This window comes from Pseudomonas sp. R32 (assembly GCF_009866705.1).
Lineage (GTDB): Bacteria > Pseudomonadota > Gammaproteobacteria > Pseudomonadales > Pseudomonadaceae > Aquipseudomonas > Aquipseudomonas donghuensis.
The window spans coordinates 1,289,260-1,300,625 of sequence record NZ_CP019396.1 but is presented as its reverse complement, the minus strand read 5'-3'; the positions used below and the strand labels follow the sequence as shown (position 1 = coordinate 1,300,625).

11 protein-coding genes are annotated in these 11,366 nt (G+C 62.1%); all 11 read right to left on the bottom strand.

All coding sequences use genetic code 11. The features are described 5' to 3' along the window. Positions 1-81: 81 nt before the first annotated feature. Positions 82-711 carry a ribonuclease HII gene (rnhB, locus tag PspR32_RS05905; protein WP_010224830.1) on the bottom strand — a complete coding sequence of 210 codons (630 nt, stop codon included), beginning with the start codon at positions 709-711 and terminating at the stop codon, positions 82-84. Continuing rightward, entirely contained in the window at positions 712-1,839 is a 1,128-nt protein-coding gene (gene lpxB, locus PspR32_RS05900) for a lipid-A-disaccharide synthase (protein ID WP_036994079.1), read from the bottom strand. A gap of 1 nt (position 1,840) precedes the next feature. Beyond that, a complete protein-coding gene (gene lpxA / locus PspR32_RS05895; RefSeq protein WP_010224832.1) occupies positions 1,841-2,617 on the bottom strand; it encodes an acyl-ACP--UDP-N-acetylglucosamine O-acyltransferase in 777 nt (258 codons plus the stop codon). Beyond that, on the bottom strand, positions 2,614-3,054 hold the full coding sequence (fabZ, locus tag PspR32_RS05890; RefSeq protein WP_010224833.1) for a 3-hydroxyacyl-ACP dehydratase FabZ: 441 nt from the start codon (positions 3,052-3,054) through the stop codon (positions 2,614-2,616). The genes lpxA and fabZ overlap by 4 nt, the downstream gene beginning before the upstream one ends. A gap of 110 nt (positions 3,055-3,164) precedes the next feature. Beyond that, complete coding sequence (gene lpxD / locus PspR32_RS05885; protein WP_159388195.1) at positions 3,165-4,220, bottom strand: UDP-3-O-(3-hydroxymyristoyl)glucosamine N-acyltransferase; 1,056 nt, start codon at positions 4,218-4,220, stop codon at positions 3,165-3,167. Positions 4,221-4,222: 2 nt separating this feature from the next. Beyond that, positions 4,223-4,726 (bottom strand): OmpH family outer membrane protein, encoded by a 504-nt coding sequence (locus PspR32_RS05880; protein WP_010224837.1) that lies wholly within the window; start codon positions 4,724-4,726, stop codon positions 4,223-4,225. 44 nt (positions 4,727-4,770) lie between these two features. Continuing rightward, complete coding sequence (gene bamA / locus PspR32_RS05875) at positions 4,771-7,119, bottom strand: outer membrane protein assembly factor BamA (protein WP_100782989.1); 2,349 nt, start codon at positions 7,117-7,119, stop codon at positions 4,771-4,773. A gap of 74 nt (positions 7,120-7,193) precedes the next feature. Further along, a complete protein-coding gene (rseP, locus tag PspR32_RS05870) occupies positions 7,194-8,546 on the bottom strand; it encodes an RIP metalloprotease RseP (RefSeq protein WP_010224841.1) in 1,353 nt (450 codons plus the stop codon). 57 nt (positions 8,547-8,603) lie between these two features. Continuing rightward, positions 8,604-9,794, bottom strand: coding sequence for a 1-deoxy-D-xylulose-5-phosphate reductoisomerase (gene ispC, locus PspR32_RS05865; protein WP_010224843.1), 1,191 nt, complete (start codon positions 9,792-9,794; stop codon positions 8,604-8,606). Further along, a complete protein-coding gene (locus PspR32_RS05860; RefSeq protein ID WP_100782988.1) occupies positions 9,791-10,606 on the bottom strand; it encodes a phosphatidate cytidylyltransferase in 816 nt (271 codons plus the stop codon). Before PspR32_RS05860 ends, ispC begins: the two co-directional genes overlap by 4 nt. Next, positions 10,606-11,361, bottom strand: a complete 756-nt coding sequence (gene uppS / locus PspR32_RS05855) for a polyprenyl diphosphate synthase (protein WP_010224846.1) — start codon at positions 11,359-11,361, stop codon at positions 10,606-10,608. Before uppS ends, PspR32_RS05860 begins: the two co-directional genes overlap by 1 nt. Positions 11,362-11,366 lie beyond the last annotated feature (5 nt).

The window sequence follows — 11,366 nt, the reverse complement described above, 5'->3', positions numbered from 1 at the left end:
AAGGCCCGGATTGTACCGGGCCTTGATCAAAACAACAGCCAGTGCGGGACGATCCTGACTACTGACGCCCGCCGCGCCTGGTCAGACCTCGGCAAACCCGCCATTGATGGCGTCGCGGGCTTCGAAGGCGGCGCGCACCGGTGCGAACGAGCGCCGGTGAATCGGCGTCGGCCCCAGGCGCGCCAGGGCTTCGAGGTGCACCGGCGTCGGGTAGCCCTTGTGCCCACCGATGCCATAACCGGGGTAGATCAGCTCGAACGCCGCCATCTCGCGATCACGGGTGACCTTGGCCAGGATCGATGCAGCGGCAATGGCTGGCACCTGGCTATCGCCCTTGACCACCGGCGCCGCCGGTACCGACAACTGCGGGCAGCGGTTACCGTCGATCAGCGCCAGTTTCGGCGTGATGCTCAAGCCTTCGACAGCACGCTGCATGGCCAGCATGGTGGCGTGAAGGATGTTGAGCTGGTCGATTTCCTCGACCTCGGCACGGGCGATGCAAAAGCTCAGGGCTTTTTCACAGATTTCGTCAAAAAGCTTTTCACGCTTGGCTTCGGTGAGCTTCTTCGAGTCGTTGAGCCCCAGAATCGGCCGCTTTGGATCGAGAATAACCGCAGCGGTCACCACCGCGCCGCACAGCGGGCCACGGCCCACTTCGTCGACGCCGGCGACCAGCTCCTCGACCAGGTTGAAGTCCAATCCCATTTGCATCTATCGGTTTTCCAGCAGGGCCAACACCGCGTCAGCTGCCTGGTTCGAGGCATCGCGGCGCAAGGTACGGTGAATCTGGTCAAAACCTTCGGTCTGCTGCACACCGCCATGCACCAGCGGCGCCAGGGTCTGGGCCAGGGCATCGGCAGTGGCCGCTTCCTGCAGTAACTCGGGCACCAGCATGCGCTGGGCCAGCAGGTTGGGCAGTGACACGTACGGGCTTTTTACCAGGCGTTTGAGAATCCAGTAGGTCAGCGGTGCCAATCGATACGCCACGACCATTGGCCGCTTGAACAGCAAGGCCTCAAGGGTCGCGGTACCCGAGGCGATCAGTACTGCATCGCAAGCGGCCAGGGCCTGGTGCGAACGACCGTCAAGCAGGGTCACCGGCAAGTCGCGGCCTTGAAGCATCTGCTCAAGCTGGGCCCGACGCTCGGCATTGGCGCACGGCGAGACGAAACGCACCCCGGGCACCAACTCGCGCAGACGCTGGGCGGTATCGAGAAACAGCGCGCCCAGGCGGCCGACTTCGCCGCCCCGACTGCCGGGCATCAAGGCAACCAACGGCCCTTCACCCAGCCCGAGCTGTTCGCGCGCAGCGTCACGGTCGGCGTCCAGTGGAATGCTGTCAGCCAGCGGATGGCCGACAAAGCGTACCGGCACGCCCTTCTCCTCATAGAACCTGGCTTCGAACGGAAACAGCGTGAGCATCAGGTCGCAGCCTTCGCGGATCTTCAGCACGCGCTTCTGCCGCCAGGCCCAGACCGACGGGCTGACGTAATGCACGGTCTTGATCCCGGCCTTGCGCAGGTTCAGTTCGATATTGAGGGTGAAGTCCGGGGCATCGATGCCGATGAACACATCCGGGCGTTCGGCGATCAGGGTCTGGATCAGCTCCTTGCGGCGCTTGAGCAACTCGCGCAGGCGCCCTAGCACCTCGACCAGGCCCATCACCGCCAGGCGCTCCATGGGGAAGTACGAGGTCAGGCCTTCGGCCTGCATCAACGGCCCGCCGACGCCAATGAAGCGTACCTGCGGGTGGCGTGCCTTGAGCGCACGCATCAACCCGGCGCCGAGAATATCGCCGCTGGCCTCACCCGCCACCAGCGCTACACAAAACTCGGCCATATCAGCGGGTGATGCCGCGGGTGGAGTTCTGGATCGACTGGAGGAACACGTCGACTTCCGGGTACTGGGTCGCAGGCTCCGCCAGTTCGGCAATGGCCTGCTCGATGGTCAGGCCCTGGCGGTAGACCACCTTGTAGGCCCGGCGCAGCGCGTGAATGGCGTCCTCGCTGAAACCCCGACGGCGCATGCCCTCGAAGTTCATGCTGCGCGCCTCGGCCGGATTACCGAATACAGTGACGTAAGCCGGAACATCCTTGCCGATGGCGGTCCCCATGCCGGAGAAGCTGTGGGCACCGATGCGACAGAACTGATGCACCAGGGTGAAACCGGAAAGGATCGCCCAGTCGTCAACATGTACATGGCCCGCCAGTGCGGTGTTGTTGACCAGGATGCAATGGTTGCCGATGACACTGTCATGGCCGATGTGGGCATAGGCCATGATCAGATTATGATCACCCAGGGTGGTTTCCGAGCGGTCCTGCACGGTGCCGCGGTGGATGGTCACGCCCTCGCGGATCACATTGTGATCGCCGATCACCAGGCGCGTGGCTTCACCCTTGTACTTGAGGTCTGGGGTGTCTTCGCCTACCGAGGAAAACTGGTAGATGCGGTTGTGCCGACCGATGCGGGTCGGCCCCTTGAGAATCACATGCGGACCGATAACGGTCCCCTCGCCGATCTCGACCCCGGCACCGACGATCGACCAAGGGCCTACCTCGACACCGTCGGCGAGCTTGGCCGACGGATCGATGATTGCCCGAGGGTCAATCAAACTCATAGTTTGCGTTCCGCGCAGATGATCTCGGCCGAGCATACCGGCTTGCCGTCGACCGACGCCTGGCACTCGAACTTCCAGATCTGGCGCTTGCAGCTGATGAACTTGGCTTCGAGGATCAGTTGGTCACCCGGCAGCACTGGCTGGCGGAAGCGCAGCTTGTCGGAGCCAACGAAGTAGTACAGGGTACCGTCCGCAGGTTTGACGTCGAGCATCTTGAAGCCGAGGATGCCGGCCGCCTGGGCCATCGCCTCGATGATCAGCACGCCCGGCATGATCGGATGTGCGGGGAAGTGACCATTGAAGAAAGGTTCGTTGATGCTGACATTCTTGTAGGCACGAATGCGCTGGGCCTCGACGTCCAGTTCCACCACCCGGTCCACCAACAGGAACGGGTAACGGTGAGGCAGGTATTCGCGAATCTCGTTGATGTCCATCATTTCGGGGGGAAGCCTGTAGTAAAGATAGGGAGCGCCGGTTTTCACACGGCGCTCCTTTAGCAAATCAAAGAGTCAGTCTAGGGCTGTTCACTCTTGATCAGGAAATGGTATCAGCCTTCTGATGAAGCTTTATCGCCAGAGGTCACGGCGGCGAGACGCTTTTCCAGTTGTTGAAGGCGTTTTGACATCTCGTCCAGCTGGCGAATCCGTGCGGCGCTTTTACGCCACTCGGCCAACGGCTGCATTGCCGTACCGGAAGAATAGGCGCCTGGCTCGGTGATCGAGCGCGTCACCATGGTCATCCCGGAGACGAAAACGTTGTCGCAGACATCGATGTGTCCAACCATGCCGACACCGCCGGCAATGGTGCAATGCCTGCCAATCTTGGTGCTGCCGGAAATCCCGACACATGCCGCCATCGCCGTATGATCGCCGATCTGCACGTTATGGGCGATCTGGATCTGGTTGTCGAGCTTGACCCCGTCACCGATGCGAGTGTCAGCCAGGGCACCACGGTCAACCGCAGTATTGACGCCGATCTCGACATCATCACCGATGCTCACGCCGCCAATCTGGGCAATCTTCTGCCAGACACCCTTGTCGTTGGCAAAGCCGAAGCCTTCGCCACCGATCACCGCGCCAGACTGAATAACCACACGTTTACCGATACGTACGTCGTGGTACAGGGTCACCCGCGGGGCCAGCCAGCCGCCCTCGCCGATCACGCAACGCGCGCCGATAAAGCACTGGGCACCGATGGTCACGCCCGGGCCGACCTGCGCACCGCTTTCGATCACCGCGCAGGCACCAACGCTGGCACTGGCATCAACCTGGGCATCGGCGGCAACCACGGCGCTGGGATGAATTCCCGCTACAGCCCTGGGCTTCGGATCGAACAGGTGGGAGAGGCGTGCGTAAGCGAGGTACGGGTCGGGAACGATCAGCGCGTTACCGGCAAAGCCTTCGGCGTCGGCCGGCTTGAGCAGGATCGCTGCCGCGTGGGTTTCACCCAGGTACTTGCGGTACTGCGGGTTGGCCAGGAAGCTCAACTGCCCCGGCCCGGCTTCCTGAAGGGTCGCCAGGCCAGTGATTTCCAGCTCCTCGGGGCCACTCAGGGTGGCTCCGAGGAACTCGGCCAACTGACCGAGTTTCATGGTCACGGTCATGATCAACGGGACTGATTCATGCGCTCGATGACCTGGCGGGTGATGTCGTACTGAGGTTTGACATCAATGACCGCGCCACGCTCAAGCACCAGATCGAAACCGCCTTTCTTGATCACTTCTTCAACCGCGCCGTCCAGTTTCGGCTTCAGTTGCTTGAGCATTTCGCGGTCGGCCACGGCCTTGGACTCGTTCAGTTCCTTGGACTGGAACTGGAAGTCACGGGCTTTCTGCTTGTATTCAAGCTCCAGGCGCTCGCGCTCAGGCTGGGCCATCTTGTCACCACCGGCACGGATGCGGTCGGCAATGCCCTTGGCGCTGCTTTCCAGGTTCTTCAGCTTGGTCAGCTGTGGGCCGAACTTCTTCTCGGCGTCGACGGCGTACTTCTTCGCCGCGTCCGACTCGAGCAGGGCCATTTGGTAGTTCAGGACGGCAATTTTCATTTCGGCGAAAGCCGGGGTTGCGACCAGGGCCGCAGCCAGTACTGCCAGTTGAGTCAACTTACGCACGATGCACTCCTACAGAATCCGTTGTCGTTAGCAAGGGGCAGACCTTAGAAGGTCTGACCCAGAGAGAATTGGAACACCTGGGTATCGGCTTCGTCCGGTTTCTTCACCGGCATTGCCAGGCTGAAGCTCAACGGGCCGAGAGCGGTAATCCAGGTCACGCCCAGGCCGACGGAGCTGGCCAGGCCCGACAGACCGACCTTCTCGCAGTTCGGCTTGGAACCGCAGTTGGTGTCGAAAACGTTACCCACATCCCAGAAGACCGAGGTGCGCAGCGAGCGTTGGTCCTTGACGAACGGCAGCGGGAACAGCAGCTCTACACCACCTTGGACGAGGACGTTACCACCGAACGGCAGCGGGTCCTGATCCGGGTCTTCAATGGTACCTGGCTTGTTGCCCTTGCTCGGGGTACTGCGTGGGCCCAGGCTGCTGTCCTTGAAGCCACGTACCGAGTTGAAACCGCCGGCATAGTAGTTCTCGTAGAACGGCAGACCGGAGGTCGAACCGAAGCCATCACCATAGCCCAGCTCGGTGTGCAGGCGCAGGGTGTAGTCGTTGGTGATCGGCTTGAACAGCTGACCACGGTAATCCAGCTTGAAGAACGACAGGTCGCTACCCGGAGTGGTCGCTTCCAGCACCAGGCTTTGCGAGTGACCACGGGTGGCCAGCACGCCCTTGTTCAGGGTCGACTCGGACCAGCCGGCCGAGGCCTTGAAGTTCAGGTACTTGTCGCCTTCCTTGTCGACGAAGTCAAAGATCTCGTCAACGGTGTATTTACCGGTCTTGATCTCGTCCTGCTGTACGGTCAGGCCGAAGGTCAGGCGCGAGGTCTCGCTGATCGGGTAACCGACGCTGACACCGGCACCGAGGCTGTCAACCGCATAGCTGGCGACGTCGACGTCGAGGTCATCGTAGTCGGTGGTGCGGTAGAAGGCGTTGTAGCCCAGGCTGACGCCATCGGCGGTCCAGTAGGGGTCAACGAAGCCGAAGTTGTAGCGGCTCTGGTATTCGCTGCGGGTCAGGCCGATGGAAACCTTGTTACCAGTACCGAGGAAGTTGGTCTGGCTGATCGAACCACCGAGGATCAGACCGGCGCTCTGGGCGAAACCGACACTGGCGGTAATCGAACCGGAAGCTTGCTCTTCAACGCTGTAGTTGACGTCGACCTGGTCGTCGGTACCTGGGACAGCCGGGGTCTCGACGTTGACTTCCTTGAAGAAGCCCAGGCGTTCCAGACGGGTCTTGGACTGGTCAATCAGGTAGGTCGAAGCCCAGCCACCTTCCATTTGGCGCATTTCGCGACGCAGCACTTCGTCTTCGGACTTGGTATTGCCACGGAAGTTGATGCGGTTGACATAGGCGCGCTTGCCCGGATCGACCACGAAGGTGATGTCGACCGTGTGATCGTCATCATGAGGTTGTGGCACGCCGTTGACGTTGGCGAAGGTGTAGCCTTCGTTACCCAGACGACGGGTGATCAGCTCGGACGTGGTGGTCATCACCTTGCGCGAGAACACCTGGCCTGGCTGCACCAGCAGCAGCGACTTGACCTGGTCTTCCGGCACCTTGAGGTCACCGGAGAGCTTGACGTCACGAACGGTGTACTTCTCGCCCTCGTTGACGTTGACGGTGATGTAGACGTGCTTCTTGTCCGGGGTGATCGACACCTGGGTGGAAGCGATGTCCATGTTGATGTAGCCGCGGTCCAGGTAGTAGGAGCGCAGGCGCTCCAAGTCACCGGAGAGTTTCTCACGGGCGTACTTGTCGTCATTCTTGAAGAACGACAGCCAGTTGCTGGTCTTGAGCTCGAACAGGCCGATCAGGTCTTCGTCAGGGAAGACGGTGTTGCCGACCACGTTGATGTGCTGGATTGCAGCAACGGTGCCTTCGTTGATCTTGATCTTCAGGCCCACGCGGTTGCGCGGCTGCGGCACCACTTCGGTGTCGACCTCGGCCGAGTAGCGGCCCTGGGCAACGTACTGGCGTTGCAGTTCGTTACGCACGCCCTCAAGGGTGGCACGCTGGAAGATCTCGCCTTCGGACAGACCGGACTGCTTCAGCCCCTTCATCAGGTCTTCAGTGCTGATCGCCTTGTTGCCTTCGATCTCGATGCTGGAGACCGAAGGACGCTCGACCACGGTAATGATCAGGACGTTGCCGTCCCGGCTCAGTTGGATGTCCTGGAAGAAACCGGTCTTGAACAGGGACCGGGTGGATTCCACCAGGCGCCGGTCATCGGCCTCATCGCCGACGTTCAATGGCAAGGCACCAAAAACGCTGCCCGCGGAGACCCGCTGCAGACCATTGACACGAATATCGGAGATGGTGAAGGACTCGGCGTGAACTTCAGCGATCATCAGTACGGCGAGAACCGCAGTTAGCAGCAGACGTTTCATGAAGTCCTTTCTTATTCCAACTGGCAATAAACGACCCGCCGCGGGACGCGGCAGGTTCGCAATTGAGCGAAGCTTTACAGTCGACCCAAATCGTTGATCAGGGCAAGCAACATCACCCCGACTACCAAACTGATACCGATCTGGATCCCCCAACCTTGCACCCGATCCGATAACGGACGACCACGCGCCCACTCGATCAGGTAGAACAGCAAATGCCCCCCATCCAGTACAGGAATGGGCAGCAAATTAAGAACCCCCAGGCTAATGCTCAGGTAGGCGAGGAAATTCAGGAAATCCCCAACACCGGACTGGGCCGAAGCGCCCGCCACTTTAGCAATGGTTATCGGTCCGCTCAAGTTTTTTACCGAGAGCTCGCCGAACAGCATTTTCTTCAACGATTCGAGGGTCAGGACGCTCATGTTCCAGGTGCGTGAAAGTCCCTCCCCTACAGCCTCGAGCGGCCCGTAGCTGACCTCGCGAAGCATGGCATCCGGCCACTTCACCCCTTTGACCCCGGCGCCCAGATATCCCGTGGCCGTTTTGCCCTCGCCACGGCTGGCCAGGGTTACCGGCAACTCCAGCGGCGCACCGTCGCGCTCGATGCGCAGGACGATCTTGCTGCCAGCCCGGCCACGTACGGTATCGACCACTTGCTGCCAGTTGTTCAGCGCCTGGCCATCGAGCGCCAGCAAACGGTCACCGGTTTTCAGCCCGGCAGCCTTTGCCGGCCCCTTCGGGTCGAGTTCAGCCAGCACCGGCGGCAATACCGGGCGCCACGGGCGCAAGCCCAGCGAGCGAATCGGGTCCGGATCGTCGGCGCCCTTGAGCCAGTTATTGAGGGTCAGCACGTGCGGGCTGTCGACCGACGCGCCCTCCTCGCGCACACTGATGTGCAACTGGCCGCTTTCACCCAGACGGCGGATCAGTTGCAGGTTGACTGCCGCCCAGCCACTGGTTGGCTTGCCATCAATGGAAACAATTTCCTGGCCAGCCGTGAGCCCGGCCACTTCGGCGATACTCCCCGCTTCGACCGCACCGATGACCGGACGCTCCTGCTGGGTGCCGACCATGGCCAGGATCCAGAAGAAGAAAAACGCCAGGAGAAAGTTGGCCACCGGGCCCGCCGCGACAATCGCGATGCGCTGACGCACAGACTTGCGGTTGAAGGATTGTTCGAGCTGCTCGGGGGGCACCGCACCTTCGCGCTCGTCGAGCATTTTCACGTAGCCGCCCAGCGGAATCGCCGCTACCACGAACTCAGTGCCATGCCGGTCATGCCAGCGCAGCAACGGCATGCCAAAACCAACGGAAAATCGCAAAACCTTGACGCCGCAACGCCGGGCCACCCAGAAGTGACCGAATTCGTGAAAGGTGACCAGCACACCCAATGCCACCAGGGTGCCGATAATCATGTAGAGCGCACTCATGTCTTTCTCCGAATGACGTTCAGCGGCACCGGGCCTGACGCACTGCTGCGCCAGACCTCAGCGGCCGTGATGAGCCAACCATTGTCCGGCCAGCTGCCGCGCACGCTGGTCGGCGGCAAACACCGCATCGAGCGACTCGACTGCAACCACCGGCTCTTGATCGAGCACTTGTTCGATCATACTCGCGATCTCGGGGAAGCGGATGCGCCGCTGGAGAAATGCTTCCACCGCCACTTCGTTGGCCGCATTAAGTACCGCCGGCGCGCTATTACCCGCCTCGGCCGCCTCGCGGGCCAGGCGCAGGCAAGGGAAGCGCTGTTCGTCCGGCGCCTTGAAGTCCAGGCGGGCAACCGCGAACAGGTCCAGTGGCGCCACCCCCGAATCGATACGCTCCGGCCAGGCCAGGGCATTGGCGATCGGCGTGCGCATGTCCGGATTGCCCAACTGGGCCAATACCGAACCGTCGACATAATCGACCAGCGAGTGGATCACACTTTGCGGGTGCACCACCACCTCGACCTGGCTGGGCCGTGCATCGAACAGCCAGCACGCCTCGATAAGCTCCAGGCCCTTGTTCATCATGCTTGCCGAATCGACCGAGATCTTGCGGCCCATGGACCAGTTCGGGTGGGCGCAAGCCTGTTCAGGGCTGACATCCATGAGCTCGGCCATCGGCGTTTCGCGAAACGGCCCGCCAGAGGCGGTCAACAGGATACGGCGCACGCCAACCTGGGCCAGGCCGCGGGAGTAATCACCCGGCAGGCACTGGAAGATCGCATTGTGCTCGCTGTCGATCGGCAGCAGCACGGCGCCACTGCGCCGCACCGCCTGCATGAACAAGGCGCCGGACATCACCAGCGCCTCCTTGTTTGCCAGCAGCACCTTCTTGCCTGCTTCGACTGCTGCCAGGGTCGGACGCAGGCCGGCAGCGCCGACGATCGCAGCCATCACGGCATCGACCTCGGCAGCTGACGCGACCTGGCACAAGCCCTCTTCACCGACCAGCACCTGGGTGGCCAAACCCGCTACTGCCAGGCCTTCACGCAGCTGCTGTGCAGCCTCGGCCGAAGGCACCACGGCAAACGCCGGGGCATGGCGCACGCACAGGGCCAATAGCTCTTGCAGGCGCGAGTAGCCGCTCAGGGCGAACACCTGGTAACGATCCGGATGACGAGCGATCACATCCAGGGTACTGAGGCCGATCGAGCCGGTCGCGCCCAGCACGGTAATACGCTGTACGCCGCTCACATTACGCCCCAATTGGCTGCCCAGAGCAGCACGGCAAACACCGGAATGGCTGCGGTGAGGCTGTCGATACGGTCCAGCACGCCGCCATGACCCGGCAACAGGTTGCTGCTGTCCTTGATCCCCGAGCGGCGCTTGAACATGCTTTCGGTCAGATCGCCAACTACCGAGACGAAAACCACGGCTGCAGCGCCGAACAGGCCGAGCACCAGCTCACCCGCGCTCCAGTCACGAGAGATAGCCACTACTGCGGTAATCACCAGGCTCAGGGCCAGGCCACCGTAGACGCCTTCCCAGCTCTTGCCCGGGCTCACCTGCGGGGCCAGCTTGCGCTTGCCGAAGGCGCGGCCGGAGAAGTACGCACCGATGTCCGCCCCCCAGACCAGCACCATGACCGCCATGATCAGCCAGTTGCCCAGCGGCCACTGCTTGAGCAGCACCAGGCCTTGCCAGGCCGGCAACAGGATCAGCAGACCGATCAGCAGGCGGCAGGCAGCACTGGCCCACAGCTCGCTGCTGCGCGGGTACGTCAGCACCAGCCAGGTTGCCAGCGCCCACCACAACACCGAAGCCCCCAGCACCCAGGGCGCCAGGTCCGGCATCAGGTAGAGCAGCATCAGCAGGCCGGCGACCACGGCAGCGTAAGCCACACGCAGGGCTTGGCCGACCAGGCCGGCCAGACGCGCCCATTCCCAGGCCCCCAGGGTCACCACTACGCCGATGAACAGGGCGAAGTCGCCGCCGTTCAACAGGAAGAAGCCACACAGGGCGATCGGCAGCAGGATCAGCGCCGTAATGATGCGTTGTTTAAGCATTAAGCACGGGCTCCAGCTTCGACCTGCTCGCTGGTTTTCCCGAAGCGGCGCTGGCGCGAAGCGAAATCGGCCAGCGCGGTACGCATGGCCTCGTGTTTGAAGTCCGGCCAGAACAGGTCGGAAAAGTACAACTCGGCGTAGGCCAGCTGCCACAGCAAGAAATTGCTGATGCGGTGCTCGCCACCGGTACGGATGCACAGGTCGGGCAGCGGCAGGTCGCCTGTGGCCAGGCAGGTCTGCAGCAGCTCGGGGGTGATGTCGTCCGGACGCAGGTGGCCGGCCTGGACTTCCCGCGCCAGGCGCTGGGCGGCCTGGGCGATATCCCACTGACCACCGTAGTTGGCGGCGATCTGCAGGATGAAACGATTGGCGCCGGCGGTCGCCGCTTCGGCCTCACGCATGGCAGCCTGCAGCTCAGGATGAAAGCGCGAGCGGTCACCGATGATACGCAGGCTGATGTTGTTGTCGTTGAGGCGTTTGGCTTCCCGGCGCAGGGCCGAGAAGAACAGCTCCATCAATGCCCCGACCTCTTCGGCCGGGCGCTGCCAGTTTTCACTGGAAAAGGCGAACAGGGTCAGCACCTCGACCTTGGCCTCGGCGCACACCTCGATGACCGCGCGCACTGCGTCCACGCCGGCCTTGTGCCCGGCAACACCGGGCAACAGGCGCTTCTTCGCCCAGCGATTATTCCCATCCATGATGATCGCGACATGGCGCGGCACCGATGGGGACACACCTTGCTTGGTCTTTTCCATTGAAA